Annotated in this window: 14 protein-coding genes and 1 pseudogene; 1 reads left to right on the forward strand and 14 read right to left on the reverse strand. The window is 71.7% G+C overall.

What is annotated here, in order from left to right; all coding sequences use genetic code 11:
- Positions 1 to 9: 9 nt before the first annotated feature.
- Positions 10 to 813, reverse strand: coding sequence for an HAD family acid phosphatase (locus tag V2W30_RS09335; RefSeq protein WP_338695217.1), 804 nt, complete (start codon positions 811 to 813; stop codon positions 10 to 12).
- A gap of 237 nt (positions 814 to 1,050) precedes the next feature.
- On the opposite strand from V2W30_RS09335, the gene V2W30_RS09340 reads away from it, so the two are divergent.
- Positions 1,051 to 1,257 carry a hypothetical protein gene (locus V2W30_RS09340; RefSeq protein WP_338695219.1) on the forward strand — a complete coding sequence of 69 codons (207 nt, stop codon included), beginning with the start codon at positions 1,051 to 1,053 and terminating at the stop codon, positions 1,255 to 1,257.
- 69 nt (positions 1,258 to 1,326) lie between these two features.
- Here the strand turns inward: V2W30_RS09340 and V2W30_RS09345 are convergent, their stop codons facing one another.
- The 13 genes and pseudogenes from V2W30_RS09345 to V2W30_RS09405 form a co-directional block, all read right to left on the reverse strand.
- Complete coding sequence (locus tag V2W30_RS09345; RefSeq protein ID WP_338695221.1) at positions 1,327 to 2,442, reverse strand: right-handed parallel beta-helix repeat-containing protein; 1,116 nt, start codon at positions 2,440 to 2,442, stop codon at positions 1,327 to 1,329.
- Positions 2,443 to 2,460: 18 nt separating this feature from the next.
- On the reverse strand, positions 2,461 to 3,795 hold the full coding sequence (locus tag V2W30_RS09350) for a pectate lyase (protein ID WP_338695223.1): 1,335 nt from the start codon (positions 3,793 to 3,795) through the stop codon (positions 2,461 to 2,463).
- 45 nt (positions 3,796 to 3,840) lie between these two features.
- Positions 3,841 to 5,001: a dienelactone hydrolase family protein gene (locus V2W30_RS09355; protein WP_338695225.1), complete on the reverse strand. Its 1,161-nt coding sequence runs from the start codon at positions 4,999 to 5,001 to the stop codon at positions 3,841 to 3,843.
- Positions 4,994 to 5,980, reverse strand: coding sequence for a pectinesterase family protein (locus V2W30_RS09360; protein ID WP_425244669.1), 987 nt, complete (start codon positions 5,978 to 5,980; stop codon positions 4,994 to 4,996). The genes V2W30_RS09355 and V2W30_RS09360 overlap by 8 nt, the downstream gene beginning before the upstream one ends.
- Positions 5,981 to 6,017: 37 nt before the next feature.
- On the reverse strand, positions 6,018 to 7,160 hold the full coding sequence (locus V2W30_RS09365) for a pectinesterase family protein (protein WP_338695227.1): 1,143 nt from the start codon (positions 7,158 to 7,160) through the stop codon (positions 6,018 to 6,020).
- A gap of 253 nt (positions 7,161 to 7,413) precedes the next feature.
- Positions 7,414 to 8,709 (reverse strand): polysaccharide lyase family 1 protein, encoded by a 1,296-nt coding sequence (locus V2W30_RS09370; protein ID WP_338695229.1) that lies wholly within the window; start codon positions 8,707 to 8,709, stop codon positions 7,414 to 7,416.
- Between the two features lie 34 nt (positions 8,710 to 8,743).
- On the reverse strand, positions 8,744 to 9,565 hold the full coding sequence (locus V2W30_RS09375) for a rhamnogalacturonan acetylesterase (protein WP_338695231.1): 822 nt from the start codon (positions 9,563 to 9,565) through the stop codon (positions 8,744 to 8,746).
- 130 nt (positions 9,566 to 9,695) lie between these two features.
- Positions 9,696 to 11,039, reverse strand: coding sequence for a sugar ABC transporter substrate-binding protein (locus V2W30_RS09380; protein ID WP_338695233.1), 1,344 nt, complete (start codon positions 11,037 to 11,039; stop codon positions 9,696 to 9,698).
- Positions 11,040 to 11,153: 114 nt separating this feature from the next.
- On the reverse strand, positions 11,154 to 13,121 hold the full coding sequence (locus V2W30_RS09385) for a pectinesterase family protein (RefSeq protein ID WP_338695235.1): 1,968 nt from the start codon (positions 13,119 to 13,121) through the stop codon (positions 11,154 to 11,156).
- 32 nt (positions 13,122 to 13,153) lie between these two features.
- A complete protein-coding gene (locus V2W30_RS09390) occupies positions 13,154 to 14,704 on the reverse strand; it encodes a glycoside hydrolase family 43 protein (RefSeq protein ID WP_338695237.1) in 1,551 nt (516 codons plus the stop codon).
- A pseudogene (locus V2W30_RS09395) lies at positions 14,701 to 15,619 on the reverse strand (PmoA family protein). The gene V2W30_RS09390 and the pseudogene V2W30_RS09395 overlap by 4 nt, the downstream one beginning before the upstream one ends.
- On the reverse strand, positions 15,616 to 16,809 hold the full coding sequence (locus V2W30_RS09400) for a Gfo/Idh/MocA family oxidoreductase (protein WP_338695239.1): 1,194 nt from the start codon (positions 16,807 to 16,809) through the stop codon (positions 15,616 to 15,618). The pseudogene V2W30_RS09395 and the gene V2W30_RS09400 overlap by 4 nt, the downstream one beginning before the upstream one ends.
- Positions 16,806 to 18,131 (reverse strand): pectate lyase family protein, encoded by a 1,326-nt coding sequence (locus tag V2W30_RS09405; RefSeq protein ID WP_425244512.1) that lies wholly within the window; start codon positions 18,129 to 18,131, stop codon positions 16,806 to 16,808. Before V2W30_RS09405 ends, V2W30_RS09400 begins: the two co-directional genes overlap by 4 nt.

The raw sequence follows: 18,131 nt of genomic DNA on the forward strand, positions 1-18,131 counted from the left end.
CAGGTCCGGTCAGCTCACGTAGTACGTGGGGTTCGGGAGCTTGTACGTCTTGTCGGCGTAGCCGCCTTCGAGGTCGGAGTACTGGTCGCCGAAGTTGCCGACGATGTCGTAGCCCTGGTCCTCGATGTGCTTGCGGGTGCCGGACTTGTACTGGACCGTGGTGCAGTTCCAGGCGGCCGCGGTGGCGCACTCGCTCAGGTAGGCGGGCGGGTTCGCCGTGTCCTTCAGGAAGACGTGGTCGGCGTCGAGGTTGACGTCGACGCCGACCTTCTTCAGGTTCTCGACGGCGGAGGCGCGCTGCGTCTCCTTGAGGCCGGAGTTGTAGAAGACCTCGACGCCCTTCCTCGTGGCGTACGCGATGAGGTCAGGGGTGCCGGGCACGGCCGGGCGGTCGGCCTTGGCGACGTAGGCGGCCCAACTGGCGCTGTTGTAGACGTAGTTGGTCTTGATCTCGTAGTCGAGGCTGAGCAGCAGCGTGTCGTCGATGTCGAAGACGACGGCGGGCTTCTCGCCGTGGCGCTTCGCCTTCTTGACGGCCTTGTCGATGTCCTTCTTGGCGCCGGCCTCGATGCGGGCCAGGTCGTCGGCGTAGGCGCTGTCGGCGGATGCCTGCCAGACACCGTCGGCGTCCTGGGCGGCGCCGTAGTAGCTCTTGATCTCGGTCACGAGCTCGCCGATGTTGTGCGGTTCGGCGGTCGTGTGCCGGGTCGGGCGGTCGGCGCTCGCGGCGCCGGTGCCGTGGACGACACCAGCGGCGAGGGCGCAAGCGGCGGCGATGCCGATGACTTTGGTGGACGGGCGGAGAGTCGGCACGCGAACTCCATTCGCTGAGTGACAGGGGGGGCATGCGGTGCAGGTGGAGGCATGTCTACGCGCATCACACGGATTCCCGCGACACCCTTTACCCGATCGATATCGACCGGGCGGGATTCATGGCCATTGCCCAGGTCTGGACTGCGCTTGACCTGGTGTTGAATCCGGGCCCATAGGGTCAGCGGACAGATGTACAGCCGCGTCTGACGCCCCGACGTTCAAGGACGAACCACCGTGATGCCCGGACCTCCCCTCGCCGCCACGGGACACGGCCCCTCCCCCGTGCTCCTGGGTGCTTTCCTCGTGGGTGGCCTCGTCGCGCTCTGGACCGGGATGCACTGGGCCCTGGACATCCGCGGCACTCTGCGGTTGCTCGGCGCGGTGATGGCGCTGGCCGGGGTGCTGCTGGTCCTGGTGACGTATGTGCTGTGGCAGTTGGGCTGAGCGAGGTGCACGCGTACGGCCCGCCGGTGTCGTGCGGGGCCGGCGGGCCGGGGGTGCGGGCGCGGCGGGTCAGTTCATCGTCGCGCCGATCGTGGTCGAGCCCGTCGTGAGGAACGTCGTGGCGGGCAGCGTGCCGGACGAGGACCGGGCGTTGTAGGTCGTGGTCGCGTCCGTCGAGCGGAAGGACGGGGTCGCGACGCCCGCGTCCCAGTTGTTGCCGGACGAGGTGACCGACGAGCCCTTGGAGACAGCGGCCGAGCCGTTGGAGACCGCGAGGTTCTTGCCGAGCTTGGCGGAGTTGGTCGCGAAGTAGTAGCCGTACTTGCCGTTCGCGTAGGCCGTGGTGCGGTTGATGACGAGGGCGCCCCGGTTGGAGTTCTCGGTGAAGCCGTTGCCGGCGTCGTCCCAGGCGGCCGAGTTGTTGACGACGTGGGCGACGACCTCGCCGTCGCCGCCGAGCTTGTAGCCGTTGCCGTCGCCCGCGAAGGCCGAGTCGGACCAGCGGTTCTTGCCGTTGCCGAAGGACCAGGTGTGCTCGATGGTGACGGGTGAGGAGAAGGACCAGAGGTCGATGCCGTCGTCCGAGTTGTTGTAGAGGCGGGCGCCGGTGATCAGGTTGCCGGTCCCCGAGCCGAACTTCACCGCGACGCCGTCGGCGTTCTCGCCGTGGTTCGCGGCGTCGTAGTGCCCGTAGCTGTCGATGTTCCTGACCGTGTTGTTCACGGTGCCGTCGCCGGTCAGGGTGAAGCCGGAGTCGCCGCCGTTGACGGTCTTGATGTTCGACCAGTTGGTGCCCGTGCAGGACTGGCAGACGACCGCGCTGTCCGGGGAGTTCTGGAAGGTGATGTTCGAGACGTTCCAGTAGTCGGCGGTCAGCTTGAAGATCCAGTCGCCGGAGGGGAGCGAGGAGCCGTCGACCTTCACCGTCTCGCTGCCGTACGCGGTCAGCGTGACCGGCGACGAGGACGTGCCGTCGGCCGTCGACTGGAGGGTCTCGGTCGGGTAGTAGGTGCCGCCGCGGACCTGGATGACGGTGCCGGCGGAGGCGCCGGAGATCGCCGCGTCGAGTTCGGCGGTGGTGTCGACGACGACGGTGGCCGCGTGCGCCTGCGCGGGCAGGACGATCACGGCGGCCGCCGCGGCGACGGCGGTGGACAGGGCGAGTCGGGCGGTGCGACGAAGCATGACGTGCGGGTCCTTTCGTCAGGGGGTGCGCCGGGGGGAGGCGTGCGGGCCCGCGTGGTGGCGGACGTGGTGCTCGGCCGACGCGACGGTGGGCAGCGGCCGGTACCCGTATCCGGGGGTGGTGGCCGGGTCCCAGCCCGTGTCGGAGGTGTAGGAGGCGCCGATGAGGTCGGCCGCCTGGGCGTCGAGCCGGGCGGGGCGGCCGTCGATCCAGGAGCCCTTGTCGTGGAAGGCGGTGCCGCCCATCGCGCCCACCACGACCGGCCGGCCGGCTCCGGGCTCGTAGGCGAAGACGTTCTTCTCGCTGACGAGCGCGGACTCCAGGCCGACCCCGAGCGCGTAGAGGGGCCGGGCGCCGGTGTACAGGTTGTTGTAGGCGTGGACCTGGCCGAAGCGGACGCGGGGGGCGCGCTGCACGATGTCGTGGAACCAGTTCCGGGCGAACGTGATCTTGAGTTTGCCGCGGTCGCGGTCGGCGCGTCCGTCGCCGGAGCCGATGAGGAGCGCCTTGTCGTGGTCGGTGAAGCGGCTGTCGGCGACGGTGATGAAGTTCGAGCCGTCCTCGATGTCGAGGAGTCCGTCGTGGCGCTGGACGGGTTTGCCGTGAAAGCCGACCGGGGCCTTGGAGTCGGGGAAGCGGCCGTCGGTGAAGGTGCAGTGGGAGACGAGGACGCGGCTTCCGGTGATGACGGTCATGGCGTCGAAGCGGGCGTTCCAGTTGCCGCTGTCGCCGTCGTCCGGGGACCAGGTGGTGAAGTGGTCGACGGGTGCCTCCAGTTGGAGGTCGCGGACGATGATGTTGCTGCCGGTGTTGACCGTGAGGAAGACACCGAGGAGACGGGCGTGGTCGCCGGTGCCTTCGAGGGTGGTGTTGCTGGGGACGGTCAGCTGGATCTGGAGCTTCTGTCTCGTGGAGCCGGTCTGGCGCAGGGTGCGCTGCTGCTTGCAGTAGTCGTGGCGGGTGTCGGACCAGGCGGTGCCGTCCTCGCCGAAGCACGCCATGTACTTGGTCCGGTCGTAGCCGGGCGCGTAGTCCTGTTCGCCGAGGAGCCTGCCGCTGCCGTCGTCGGCCTCGGCGCCGTCGATGTCGACCGCGACCCGGATCACCTTGGGCGCGGTCGGGTCGCCGTGGTTGGCGAGGGCTTCCTTGAGTTCGGCGCGGGTGCGCACGGTCCAGACGGAGGCCGGGTCGGCGTCCGCGCCGCCGGTGACGGTGCCGCCGTCGGCGCCCGCCCAGCCCTCGACGGCCGGGTGGGGTGCGGAGGCCTGGGCGGGGACGGCTGCGGCGCCGCAGCCGAGCAGTGCGGCCCAGGCGAGGGCGACGAGTGTGGTGCCGGTCGTACGACGAAACATGACGTGCGGGTCCTTTCGTCGGTGGGGGGGTGGGGCCGCCCGGCGCTACAGGACGTCGTCCAGCCAGTCGAGGACCGCGTCCTGCATGCGGTCGGTGAAGACATGGCCGAGGCCGGGCCAGATCTCGGTGCGCAGCCGGTCATCGGCCCGGCGGGAGCGCCACACGGTCCGCATCCGGTCGTACGCGGCCTCGACGCCCTCGGCGGTGAAGAGGGTGTCGTCGGCGCCGTCGAGGAAGTACAGGGGCTGGGGCGCGGCGATGCTCGCGACGTCGGGGATGTCGAGGTGCCGGGCGAGGCCGGGGTGGAGCATGTAGTAGGCGGACTGACCGCGCAGGGTGTTGTTGCCGGGCACCATCATTTCTCTGAGGCCGGTCATCCAGCAGACGCTCGCCGCGGCGGCGACGTGGTCGCTGAGGGCGGCTGTCTGCCAGGCGCGGTAGGCGCCCATGGAGAAGCCGACGGCGGCGACGCGGCCCGGGTCGACGCGGTCGAGGCCGGCGAGGAAGCCGGCGGCGCGGGCGTCCTCGCGGGCCATGAGTCCGGCGAGGGACGAGCCGAGGTTGTAGAAGTTGCTCGCCAGGGCCTGTTGCTGTTCGTAGGCGACGGGTCCGCGGTCGCCCCAGCCGAGCGCGTCGAGGCAGAGCACGACGTAGCCGCGGCGGGCGAGTTCGTCGCCGACGAAGCGTCCGCTGAGCAGCTTGTCCGCCCAGGCCTGTGCGGAGGCCAGGCGCGTGTCGTCGTACCAGGGCCGGACGAACTTCTCCTTGCCGATGTCGAACTTGGCGCCGTGGTCGTGCAGGAGGAGCACCGCGGGGAACGGTCCGGGGCCGTCGGGGGTGAGCAGCGCGCCGCGCACCCGCTCGTACCGGGTCAGGGAGAGGGTCACCAACTCCCTTGTGTAGCCGTCTCCTTGGGCGTGGTCGGTGTGGGCGGGCTCGTACGGGACGTCTTTCTGGGCATCGACGAGGAGGAGTTCCTCGACCTGGGCGCGGGCGGCGCGGCGCCATGCCGTGAAGTCGCGGATCGGGGAGCGGCCCCAGGCGAGGGGGAAGTCCAGCTCGGCCTTGAGGAGGGGGTGGAAGTCGGGGAGGTTGCCGCCGATCGGTTCGGCCGCGGCGGCCTGCTCGCCGGTGGCGCCGGCGGCGAGGGCCGCGGCGGCGGCTCCCGTCACGAACCGGCGGCGCCCGATGCCGTGGTCACGCATCGGGCCGCCAGTCGCCGAGGTAGGTCGCGCGGGTGTGCTCGGCAGCCTGCGCGGCGGTGAGCTGCGGCCGGTTCTCGGGGACCGAAATGACCGCTCCAGGGCCGGAGTTGGCGTGCTCGGCGAACCGCATCGTCTGCCACGGGTAGGCGTCGCGCATGTTCGTGTACGGGGTGACCGGGTCGATGCCGGGGCCGAGCCAGGAGTCCCGTACGACGAGGGAGGGCCAGGCCGTCGTCTCGTACGAGGGGACCCAGGGGCGGGCCAGTTCGTACGCCCCGTCCTCGGCGCCGGAGGTGAACCGGCAGCGCGTGGCGAGGAATCCGTGCGGGTTGGCGCGGGCGGTGGCCGGGGCGAAGACCATGCCCTTGGGGGTGAAGTCGACGTCGCGGGCGAGGGTGCGGAAGTGGCAGCGTTCGAAGACGGCGGTGGCCCGCCCGAAGACGAAGTCGACGTCGCCCTCGACGTAACAGTCGCGGAAGTACTGCCGGTCGAAGGCGGTCAGGGCGGTGGTGTCGGCGAAGAGGGTGTCCTGGTGGCCGAGGAGGCGTACCCGGTGGAAGAGGGTGCGGTCGCCCGTCACGTACGCGGCGACGGCCTGGGTGCCGGTGGTCTCGGGGTGGTCGGCGCGCAGCCAGTCGTTGGCGAGGGTGAGGCCGCGGACGGTGAGGCCGGGGGCGGCGGAGGTGAAGGTCGCGGAACCGGCGGTGCCGTAGGTGCCCGAACCGTCGGGCAGCGGCGTGCCGTTGGCGTGGTCGTGGACGATGACGGCGGCGCGGGGGTCCTGGCCCTCGACGCCGCGGATCGTCAGGTCCTCCAGGGATGCGGGGACGTGGACGACCTCGCGGTGGACGCCCGGGTGGACGACGATCGTGCGGCCCGGTCCGTCGACGGCGTCGACCGCGGCCTGGACCGAGTCACCGGGGCGGACGTGCAGGGTGCGCGGGCGGGCCGGGGTCGCGGCGAGCGTGGTCGTGGCCAGCGCTCCCCGGCGGCGGCGAGCAGCGTGCGGCGGCGCATCACGGGGTCACCCCGCCCGGTGTCCAGTCGCCGAGGTAGGCGGCGCGGGTCGCCGACTCGGCCTCGGCGCGGGTCAGTTGGGGGCGGTCGGCGGGATCGGTGATCGCGGCGCCCGGTCCCGTGTTGTGGTGTTCGGCGAACCGCTGGTTCTGCCAGGGGAAGCTGTCCGACATGTTCGCGTAGGGCGCCGCCGCGTCGATGCCGGCGCCGAGACGCGTGTCGCGCACGATGAGCGCGGGCCGGGCCGTCGTGTCCGAGCTGGGCACCCAGGGGCGGGCCAGCTTGTAGGACGCGTCGGGAGCGGTGCTGGTGACGCGGGAGCGGGACACGAGGTAGCCGCGCGGGTTGGCACCGGCGGTGGACGGCGCGAACACGAAGCCGTACGGGGCCGAGGCCAGGTCGGTGCGGTCCAGGGTCCGGAAGTGGCAGTGCTCGAAGACGGCGGTGGCGCGGCCGAAGACGAAGTCGACGTCGCCCTCGACGTAACAGTCGCGGAAGTACTGGCGGGCGAAGGCGGTCAGGGCCGTCGAGTCGGCGTACAGGGTGTCCTGGTGGCCGAGGAACCGGCAGCGCAGGAACGCCGAACGGTCGCCCTGCACCTTGATCGCGACGGCCTGCGTCCCGCTGATCCCGGGGTGGTCGGCACGCAGCCAGTCGTTGGCGAAGGTGAGGGCGTGCGCGGTGAACCCGGCGGCCTGCACGGTGGTGGTGGCGGAGCCGGTGGTCCCGTAGGTGCCGGAGCCGTCGGGCTTGGTGGTGCCCGCGGCGTTGTCGTACACGATGACGACGTCCTTGGGCTGCCCGGTCGCGCCGATCCACGTCATGTCGGTGCGGGCGGCGCTGACGGTGGTGGTCTCGCGGTAGACACCGGCGGCGATGACGAGGGTGTGGCCGGCGCCGCTCGCCGCGGTGACCGCGGCCTGGATCGTGGTGTGGTCGCCGGCGCCGTGCCGGTCCACGTAGAGGGTGCGTTCGGTGAGGCGGGACGTCGGCGATCCGTAGGGGCCGAAGGGGTGCCTTCCTCCGGCGCGGGCGGGGGTGGGGGTGAGGCCCAGGGCGAGCGCGACGCCGACGCTCGCGCTTGCGCCGGCCGCCAGGAACTGGCGTCTGGAAACCGGGAGTTGGCGGTGCGGGATGGGCATGGGGGTGCGGCTCCTTCGCGTGCGGCGTGCGGGAGTGGGTGGGGGCGATCCGTCGCGGGTGCGGGCTCGGTGGGGGCTGGTCGCGCGGTTCCCCGCGCCCCTGAGACGCGGGCGCTGCGCGCCGCCGCGATTCCCCGACGAGGGCTGAGCGGCGAAGCCGCGGACCTTCAGGGGCTCGCGGAACCGCGCGAGCGACCACCCACCGAACCCGCGCCCCGCGACGACGATCGACCGGGCGGACGCGAACCCGGGGTCAGCGGAGCTGATGCGCCCCGGCGCCGCGGGCGACGACCCGGCCGACGGACTTCGCCGGGTCGACCGTGCGCCGGAGTTCGGGCGTCCACCCGGCCCCGGTCCGCAACGGAGTGCTCGCGTTGGCCGCGTTGTACGCCGCGATGATGTCCGTCGGCACGCCGTTGACGACGTTGCCCTTCGCGGTCAGCGGATAGTCGTTCCACCGGTGCAGGATCGACGCGGCGCCGATGCCCTCCGGGAGCGTGAACGCGTTGTTCTCCGCGACCAGTTGGGACTTGAAGCCGATACCGAAGGAGTACACGTGGTCGGCGTTGCCGACGTACGAGTTGTTGTACGCGTCGACCTGCCCGAACCGCACGCGCGGGGCCCGCTCGACGATGTTCTTGAACAGGTTGTGGTGCAGGGTGACGCGCAGCTTGCCCTCGTCCGTGGCGGCGGCGCTGTCGCTGTTGCCGATCATGAGGGTCTTGTCGTGGTCGGCGAAGACGTTCCAGGACGCGGTGACGTAGTCGGCGCCCCTGACGATGTCGAGCTCGCCGTCGTGCTGCTGGTAGATCCGCCCGTAGTACGTGGGCAGCGTCGAGTCGGGGTGGTCGCCGTCGGTGAACGTGTTGTGGTCGAGCCAGACGTGCGTGGATCCGTAGACGACGGCCGCGTCGTACTCGGAGTTCCAGTTACCGGTGGCGCCGTCGGTCGGGTCCCACTGCGGGAAGCAGTCGAGGGGGGACTCCAGCGTGAGGCCGCGGACGATGACGTTGTCGACGCCGGTGATCTGGAGGCTGCCGCCGACGATCCCCGGGTTCTTGCCGACGCCCACGAGCGTGGTGTTGGCCGGGACGCTCGCCTTGATGGCCTTGGCCTGGGCGGTGGCGGAGGCGGCCCGCAGGCTCTCCTGCTCGCCGGTCACCTCGTTCTCGTAGCCCCAGACGGCCGGGTCGTAGTCGGCGAGGTACTGGTCGAAGTCGTAGCCGTCGGCGGCGAAGTCGGCGCAGGTGTCGCCGTCCGCGTCGAGCGTGCCCCGGACCTTGATGATCTTCGGGGCGGTGCCGCCGTCGGCGAAGGCGGCCTTCAGTTCGGCCCAGGTGGTGACGGTGTAGACGTGCGCGGCGTCGGCGGCGGCGCCGCCCGTGGTGCCGGTGGTCGCCGAGGCCCAGCCGTCGCCGGCGGCCAGCGTCTGGCGGGCGGTGTCGCGGCCGTGCGCCTGCGCGGCGGTCGTGCCGGTGACGGCGAGGGCGAGGGCAGTGCAGCCGACCAGCCCGGTAATGACGCGCCCATGACATTTCTGTGTCTTCACTGTACGGCTCCTCAAGCGGGTGAACTCATCGGGGTCAGGCGGGAGTGGTGCCGGACAGCCACGTCAGCCGGGAGGCCCACACCGCGGACAGCTCGTCGATCTCGTCGCCGAGGCGGCGCACGTCACGGGCCGGCAGCACGCGCGTACGCAGCAGCTCGGCGGCGACGAGCCGGGCCACGGCGATGGCGCCGGGCGGGTTCGCGTGGGTGTTGTCCTGCTCGGTGGCGGTCCAGTTGAAGTAGACCTTCGTCTCCTCGACGCCGAGCTGCTGCCACAGCGCGAGGGACAGCGCCTGGATGTCGAGGAGCGCGACGCCCTCCTCGTCGGCGAGGGCGCGCATCGCCGCCGGGTAGTCGCCGTGGGTGGGCAGCGCGTTGCCGCTCGCGTCGAACTTCCTGCGCTCGACGGAGGTGGCGAGGACCGGGCGGGCGCCCTTCGCGCGGGCCCCGTCGAGGTAGCGCCGCAGACAGTCCTGGTACGTGGACCAGGGCTCGGTGTAGCGGGTGGGGTCGGCGCTCTTCTCGTCGTTGTGCGCGAACTGGACGAGCAGCAGGTCGCCGGGGCGGATCGCGGCGAGGATCGGTTCGAGCCGGCCCTCGTCGAGGAAGCTCTTCGAACTGCGCCCGTTGACCGCGTGGTTGGCCACCCTGACGCGGTCGGCGAGGAAGAACGGGAGGGCCATGCCCCAGCCGGTCTCGGGCTTGGCGTCGACGTACTTCTGGGCGGCGGTGGAGTCGCCGGCGATGAACAGGGTCCGCCCGGTGTCGCGGGCGGGGCGGGCGGCGGCCGGGCCCGCGACGGCCGCGGCGAGCGGCACGGCGGCGAGTGCGGCGAGAGCGGTTCTTCTGGTCGACACGTCGGTGTGCCGTCCTTTCGTGAACGCGGGACGCGTGACGTCGCGACGCGTGGCGTCGGACGGATGGTGGAGCAGGGGGGCGGGGCCCTCCCCTCGAAAGCCCCGCCCCGGTACGGGGGCCGTCAGGCTGCTACTTCTTCTGCTCGTCCCACTCGGCCTGCGCCTTGTTGAACGCGTCGGCCATCTTGTCGAGGAAGTCCTTGGCGCTGGTCTTGCCGAGGAGCAGCTTCTGGAAGTCGGGCTCGGCGTCGGTCTTCGTGATCGTGTTCCAGTCCGGCAGGTAGTACGGGAGCTGGAGGATCGTGGTCGAGCCGTCGGTGAGGGCCGCGGCGGCGAGCTTGGTCGGCTCGGCCTTGGAGATCCAGGCGTCCTTGGCGGCGTCGTTGTTCGCGGGGATCGAGCCCGCCGACTCGTTCCACTTCGAGTTGGCCTCGTGCGAGGCGGCGTACTGGACGAACTTCCAGGCGGCGTCCTTGTTCTTGGATGCCTTGAAGATGCCGACGCCGTCGACCGGGTTGGAGACCTGGACGCGCTTGCCGCCGGGGCCGGTGGGCTGCGGGATGCCGCGGAACTTGTCCGCGCCGAGGGCCTTCACGTGGTCCTGGTAGGAGCCCAGGTTGTGGTTGAGCATGCCGATGGTGCCCGAGTCCCACTGGGCGACCATCTTGGTGAAGTCGTTGTTGAGGTCGGCCGAGGGCGTGACCTTCTTGTACAGGGCGGCGTACTTCTCCAGCGCGGCGACGTTCTTGGCGTCGTTGAGCGTCGTCTTCTTGCCGGAGGCGTCCCAGAACGACGTGAGGCCCGACTGTCCGTACATCGCGTCGAAGGCCTGCGCGACCGAGCCCGCGCCGCCGCGGATCGTGTACCCGAACTCGTTCTTCTTGGCGTTCGTCAGCTTGTCGGCCGCCTTGTAGAACGCGTCCCAGGTGATCGGCTCGGGCAGGTTCGCCTTGTCGAACAGGTCCTTGCGGTAGTACAGGGTGCCGTTGTTGGCGGAGGTGGGGATCGTGTACATCTCGTCGCCGCCGCCGGCCGCGGCCTTGACCGACTCGACGAAGCCCTCGTTGAGCTTGCCCTTGAGCGGCGACTTCTCGTAGCGCGCGGAGAGCGGTTCCAGGGCGCCCTGGAGGTTGAGCGCGGAGACCATGGTGGTGCCGACACCGCCGACGTCCGGCAGGCCGCCGCCCTGGAGGGCGGTCTCGACCTTCGACTGGTACTCGGTGGCGGAGACGCCGACGTACTCGACGTCGATGTCCGGGTTCGCCTTCTCGAAGTCGGCGATGATCTCCTTCCACACGGCGGTGCGGACACCACCGTTGTTGTCCCAGAAGACGATCTTGCCCTTGCCGGATCCCTTGCCGCCCTCGTCGCCGCCCTTCGAGGAGCCGTCGTCACCGCAGGCGGTCGCGGTCAGGGCCAGGGCGGACACCAGGGAGATCGCCGCGACGAGACGGCGGCTGCGCTGCTTGTTCATGATGGTCGGCTCTCTGTTGCTCGGTGTGATGGGGATGGGGCTGTACGGGATGGGGCTGTACGGGATGGGCGGCTACGCGATGGAGCTGTACGGAAGAGGCGGGAGCGGGGCGCGTCAGTGGCGCTGCGGGGCCCAGCCGTCGGTGCCGCCCAGGTAGTCGGCGACGGTGTGGCCGGCCGCGTCCGCGTCGCTCAGCTGCGGCCGGTCGGCGGTGACGTCGGCGCCGGGGCCCGAGGTGCGGTACTCGCTGAAGCGGGCGTCGCGCCAGGAGAAACCGCTCATGTCGGTCCACGGCGACGCCTTGATCGCGGCGGGGAGTTCGGTGTCCCGGATCAGGACCTGGGCGACGGCGTCGGGATCGCCGCCGGGGTGCCAGGGCCGGCCGAGGTGGAAGGTCCCGGCGGGCGCGTCGCTCACGATGCGGGAGTCGGTGATCAGAAAGCCGTACGGGTTCTCCTTCCAGGTCGAAGCGGCCGTGATGTAGCCGTTGTTGGTGTCCGAGCCGCGGCTGAGCGCCTTGATCACGGAGCGCTCGATCACCGTGGTGGCGCGGCCGTAGATGAAGTCGACGTCGCCTTCGATGTACGCGTCGCGGACGTAGACGCGCGCGATCTGCTTCAGCTTGGGGCTGTCGGTCATCAGGGTGTCCTGGTTGCCCAGGAAGGCCGTGTCCTCGAAGACGATGCGGTCGCCGGTCGTCTTCATGGCGAGGGCCTGCTCGCCGCTGAGTTCGTGCGCCGCCTCGTCGAAGTCGTTGCTGAAGGTGAGGTGGCGCGCCGTCACGTCGTTCGCGGCGATCCGGACCGTGGCGCTCCCCGTGGAGCCTCCGTACGCGGCCGGTGTGTCGAAGACGATGACGGTGTCGGACCGGTCGTGTCCAGTCCCGCGCAGATCAATTTTCGGCTTCGACGCGGGGATGTAGACCTTCTCGCGGTACGTGCCCGGGGCGACGGCCACGGTGATCCGCCCGTCGTTGCCCTCGGGGACGGCGTCGATCGCCGCCTGCACCGTCGGGTAGTCGCCGGGGACGCTCAGGGTCGTGCTCGTGCCGATCGTCCGCTGCGGCCCCGAGAACCGCTCGACCAGCGCGGGCACGGCCGCCGCCGGGTCCAGGCGGTACGCGTAGAAGTCCCGCGGCGCGAACGCCGTCCCCCAGGCGTCGGTGCGCCCGGTGGTGTTCTTCAGGATGGAGCCGCGCTGCACCAACTCGGCCGTGGCGTCGGCCTGGTAGGGGTGCTGGACGCTGTCGTAGTAGCTGTTCTCGATGACCATCTTGGTCTTGCCGCGGGACCAGTTCCCGTACGTCCATACGGGGTCGCCGGGGTCGGCCTGGGCCGTCAGATAGTTGTTGTAGAGGTGTGCGTAGGCGCAGTTGTCGGCGGACGGGTTGCGCTGTTTCGTGCCGCTGAACCAGTTGTGGTCGATGGTGATCTTCGTGACGACGTTCGGGGTCCAGCCGATGCCGAACGTCTTGTTGTTGTTCTCGAAGCGGTTGTCGGAGACGGTGATGTAGTCGCTGTCCTTGCGGATGTCGAGCTGGCCGTCGCAGATGTTCGAGAAGCGGTTGTGGTCGATCCAGACGTGGTCGGCGGTGTCCATCTGGACGCCGTCGAAGTCGGTGTCCTTGCAGTCCCAGTTGCCCGCGACCGCCGAGTCGCGGATCGTCAGGTTGCGGATGATGACGTTGCTCGTGCCGGGGTTCAGGTGCAGTTCGCCCTGGACGAGTTCGCCCCGGGTGCCGACGCCGACGATCGTCTTGTCCGAGGCCACGACGACGTTCGCGCCGAACGGCTCGGCCGTGATCGTGGCGGCCACCCGGATGATGTACGGCTCCGGGGCGGCGGCGTACTTCTCCAGGTCGGCCTGGGTGGTGACCGTGACCACCTTGCCGCCGGCCCCGCCGGTGGTGCCTCCGGCGAGCGCGGCGAAACCGTGCGGGGTGGCGGAGAGCCGGTCGGGCGGCGCGGCGGGCTGCGCGGCGTGCCCGGCGGGGGCGGGTCCGGCGATCCCGAGTCCGACGGCGGTACCGAGCGCGAGAAGGACGGCGCGGGTTCTGTGGCGCTTGTTGCGGTGGAGGTGCATCGTTGCGGCTCCCAACAGGCGTGCGGGTGGAGTCAGTTGTCGGTGCTGATCCGGAAGTGCGTGAACAGGGCGGTACCGGCCTGCGACTCACCGGTCGGCGCGGCGGCGAACAGGCCGAGCAGCGCGCCGACCCAGCGCCACGGCAGTGCCGTGAACACCTGGCCCGAGGGCCGGAATCCGTCGCCGGTGTCGGCGGAGAAGCGGCAGCGGGCTCCGTCGGCGATGTCGATGCGCAGGCGCGCCGTCCCGTGGGGCGCCTCGCGCGAGTGGGCGGCGTCGCGTTCCTGTTCGGCGGTGAGTTCGGCGAACCGGTGCACCAGGTGGGTGCTGCCGTCGGTGCCGCGCTCCAGACCGATCCAGGAGTACGCGTCGCCGAGCACGGTCAACCCGGCCCTGGCGCCGGGTGCGGTGCCGGTCAGCCGGAGGTCGACCTCGACGCGGGACGGCAGCAGGGGGAGGCGCTGGGTGAGCAGGTGCGGGACGCGGCGCAGGTCGCGCACCCCGTCGGCGGAGCGCACGCAGGCCAGCCGGAGTCCGTCCCCGCCGTGCGAACTCGACCACCCGTCACGTGGGTTGGCGGTCCACTGCCACTGCCTGCCGTGCCGGCCGCCGGGGAAGTCGTCGTCGGTGGCGGGGGCGGTGGGCGGCTGCGGCGGCAGCGCGGGCTTGGTGTGCACGGTCACCGGGCTGCCGTCGTCGCCCATCACCGGCCAGCCCGCGGCGTCCCACCGCATCGGCTGGAGGTGCACGACGCGTCCGTACGGGCCGCGCTGCTGGAAGTGCAGGAACCAGTCCGTGATTCCGTCGGCCTGAGGAGTGCGCACCCAGCCGCCCTGGTGGGGGCCGTTGACGGCGGTGTCGCCCTGTTCGAGCACGACCCGTTCCTCGTAGGGGCCGAAGAACGAGCGGGAGCGGAACGCGCCCTGCCAGCCGCTCTCCACGCTCCCGGCGGGGGCGAGGATCCAGAACCAGCCGTCGTGCCGGTACAGCTTGGGTCCTTCGAGGGTGAACCAGCCGAGGATGCGGTCCCCGTCGATCAACAGCCTTCCCTCGTCGAGGAGTTCGCGTCCGTCGGCGCTCATCCGGTGGCCGGTGAGCCGGTTCTTGACGCCGGAGCGGGACCTGGCCCAGGCGTGCACGAGGTACGCCTCGCCGCTCTCCTCGTCCCACAGCGGGCAGGCGTCGATGAGGCCCTTGCCCGCCTTGACGAGGTGCGGCGCCGTCCACGGGCCCCTGATGGAGGGGGAGTTGATCTGGAAGACGCCGTGGTCGGGGTCGCCCCAGAAGATCCAGAACCGGCCGTCGTGGTGGCGGATCGACGGTGCCCACACGCCGCAGTCGTGGCGCGGGCTCGCGAACGCCTCGGCGGGCTCGAGGCGGTCCAGGGCGTGCCCGATCAGCGTCCAGTTGACGAGGTCGCGGGAGTGCAGGAGCGGCAGCCCCGGCACCCGGCCGAAGCTGGACGCGGTGAGGTAGAAGTCGTCGCCGACGCGGACCACGTCGGGGTCGGACCAGTCGGCGGGCAGGATCGGGTTGCGGTAGGTCCCGTCGCCCAGGTCACCTGTCCTGTGGGCCGTGGTCATGCGGTCACCGCCTTGCGTACGAGGGTCTCGGCGCGGGCCCGGTCGAGCCGGCCGTCGGCGACGACCGTGACGAGACGGCGTACGGCGGTGTCGCCGGGGCCGATCGCCAGGCGGTCCGCGGAGGCGAGGGAGGAGCCGACGCCCGGGTACTCGCCGGTGCGCACGAACCACGGGTCGCGGCGGGTCTCGGCGGTGGCGCCGGCGAAGACCAGGGTCCAGGTCTCCCCGCCATCGCGAGCCAGGCGGCGGTACGGCCGTGCGCGGCGGGCTCACCCGCGGCGGCGGCCGTGCCGTCCGCTCCCGGGGACGGCCTCCGGGCTCCCGGCCGTCGGCCGGTCCGTTCGCGCTGAAGACCGTCGGGGGCGCGGTCTCCTTGGGGGCGCGCCAGAAGAACCCGCCGTAGGCGGCGCCGGGCCTGCCGTTGGTGGCCGGGCTGCCGATGGTCAGCTCCTCGGCCGCCGGGTTGGTGAGCGCGAAGGTGAGGTCCAACGCCCAGGCGTCGTCGGTGAGCCGGGTCGCGGCGACGGTGCGGCGCTCCCGCAGCAGCAGCCGTCCGTCGGCGATCCACTCCAGGTCCTCGACGAACCCGTCCGGATCGCACAGCTTGAACTCGCGGTGGCGCTGCTCCCCGTGGTTGTCGAGCTCGGTGGGGCCCTGGTCGCGGACGTAGGTGCGGCCGCCCCAGAAGTTGTGTCCGGCGACGTCCGGCACGGCGACGCTCACCCCGAGGTGGTGCCGGTGGTCGGCGGGGGCGAACTCGGTGACGGGGGTGCCGGCCAGGGTGGTGACCGGGTGGAGGTAGGGGCGCGGCGACAGCCGGAGCGCGGCTTCGTCGGCGTGCGCGGGGATCTCGTAGCGGGCGACGGGGCGGCCGGCGCAGCTCAGGGTCAGGGGTGCGGTGGCGAGGCGGTTCACGATGCGGCCTCCAGTCCTTGCCGGGCCCAGAACGCTCCGAGCCCGGTGTAGCCGGTGAGGGTGTCGGCGCTGGCGGCGACGAGTCCGTCGATGCCGTGCACGACGCGGCGGACGGTGCCGTCCCGGTCGCCGGGCAGCGCGCTCCACGCCTCGGCCGGCAGCGCGAGCGGGTCGGGGGCGCGTCGAATCGCTTCGACGACCCGCATGAAGGCGCCGGTCGTGGCGGGGGTGACGAGGAGCGGTGTCGCGCCGTCGGTGGCGAGGTGGTCGAGGAGGTTCTCCAGGAGGTCCGTGCGCCCGTGGACGGTCTCCTCGGGGCCGTGTCCGGCGCGCTGCACGAGGACGCGGTCCTGCTTGTACCAGAAGGTGATCCGGCCGCGGCTGCCGTGCACGACGACGTACGGCTCGTCGGGCCGCTCGGCGCACAGCGTGGCGGCGACGGTGATCCGGGAGCCGTGGCGCGTGCCGAGTTCGACGTACGAGGTGTCGTCGGCCTCGATGGCGTTGGCACGGAACAGTTCGGTGCGGATGTCGGTGAGGTCGTCGGCGCCGGTCGCCCCGTCGAGGGCGAGGGCGGTGGCGACGGCGTGGGCGAGGGGGTTGGTGAGCACGCCGTCGAGGACGTCGCTGCCGTCGTCGAAGCGGCGGCGCCCGGCCCAGGGGGCGCGCCGGTAGTAGGCCTCGTCGCGGGCCCAGGCTCCGGCGGCGCCGATGCCGAGCGGCTCGCCGATGAGGCCGTCGCGCACGAGGGCCCGGATGTGGGGCACGGCGTGCGAGCCGAGGGACTGGAAGCCGATCTGGCAGGCGATCCCCGCCGCGGCCACCCCGTCGGCCATCCGCCGGTACTCCCCGTACGAGGGGGCGGGCGGCTTCTCCAGGAGCAGGTGGACGCCGCGCTCCGCGGCGATCAGGGCCAGGTCGGTGTGGGTGGGGATCGGGGTGCAGACGATCGCGACGCGGGCGCCGGTGGTGTCGAGGAGCGCGCCGAGGTCGGCGGACTGGGCGACGCCGGTGAAGCCGGCCGACTCCTCGTCGGTCAGCGGCGTCAGCTCGCACACGCCGGCGAGCGTGACGCGGCCCGCGTCGGCGAGGCGGCGGAGGTTGGCGAGGTGCCAGCGGCCGTGTCCGCGGGCGCCGGCGAGGACGACCGGGACGGGTGCGGTGCCGGCTCCGGTGACGGGCGTACTCATCGGATCCTCCCCGTCCCCGCGCCGCGCGCCACGTCCTTGTCGGCCTGCGCGGCGCTGCTGATCGGGCCGTGCAGCGAGGGTGACGGGGTCCAGCCGACGTCCGTCGTCAGATCGCGCTCGCTGCCGGAGTTGTAGGCGTTGTAGATGGTCACCAGGTCGACGGGGTAGCCGTTGAAGAGGGTGCCCTCGGCGTGCAGCGCGGTGCCGTTCCAGCTCTTGACGAGGTCGGCGGCCTCGACGTACGAGGGCGTGGTGAAGGCGTTGTTCTCGGCGTGGATCCGCGACTCGGTGGAGACGCCGACGCTGTAGCGGTGGTCGTGGGCGTCGGCCGGGACGACGTACCGGTTGTTGTAGAGGTGGACCTGGCCGAAGCGGACGCGCGGGGCGCGCTGCACGATGCCCTCGAACGCGTTGTGGTGCAGGGTGACGCGGAGCTTGCCGCGGTCGCCGGTGACACCGTCGCCGTTGCCGATGAGCATCGCCTTGTCGTGGCCGACGAGCCGGCTCCAGGAGACGGTGACCAGGTCGGAGCCGTTGGTGATGTCGATGAGGCCGTCGTGGCGCAGGTAGTTGCGGCCGAAGTAGGTGGGCTCGTCCTCGTCCGGGTGGCCTTCGTCGGAGGCGGTGACGTGGTCGACCCACACGTGGGTGGCGCCCTTGAGCCACAGCGTGTCGTAGGCGGTCTTCCAGTCACCGAGGCCGCCGGTGTTGGGCTGCCAGACGGGGAAGCAGTCGTAGGCGTCGCGCAGGTCGAGGTTGCGGACGATGACGTTGTCGGCGTTGGCGACCTGGAGGCTCGCGCCCTTGAGCACGGCGCCCGCGCCCAGGCCGACGAGCGTGGTGTTGGAGCCGACCTTGAAGGTGACGCGTTCGGCCTGCCGTGCGGCGGACGCGGCGCGGGCCTCCTCCTGGGGGCCGGCCGGTCCCGCGCCGCCCCAGGTGCGGGGGTCGTAGGCGGCCAGGTACTTCTTGAGGTCGTAGCCGTCGGTGGCGTAGTCGGCGCAGGACAGGTGCCTGCCGCGGTCGTCGACGTTGGCGTCGAGGGTGCCCGCGATCTTGATGATCTTCGGGGTGGCGCTGCCGCCGTCGAGGGCGCGGAGCAGTCCGGCGCGGTCGGTGACGGTGGTGACGTGGGCGTCGTCGGCCGCGGCGCCGCCGGTGGTGCCGCCGTCGGCCGCGGCCCAGCCGTCGTCGGCGGCCAGGACGTCACGGCTGATGTCGCGGCCCTGCGCGCCCGCCGATCCGGAGGCGCCGAGCCCGAGGGCCAGCAAGGCGCAGGCGAGGGCGGCCTGGAGGGGGCGGTTGCGTACGGATACCGGCAT

Origin of the sequence: Streptomyces sp. Q6, from assembly GCF_036967205.1 — a bacterium.
Lineage (GTDB): Bacteria > Actinomycetota > Actinomycetes > Streptomycetales > Streptomycetaceae > Streptomyces > Streptomyces citrinus.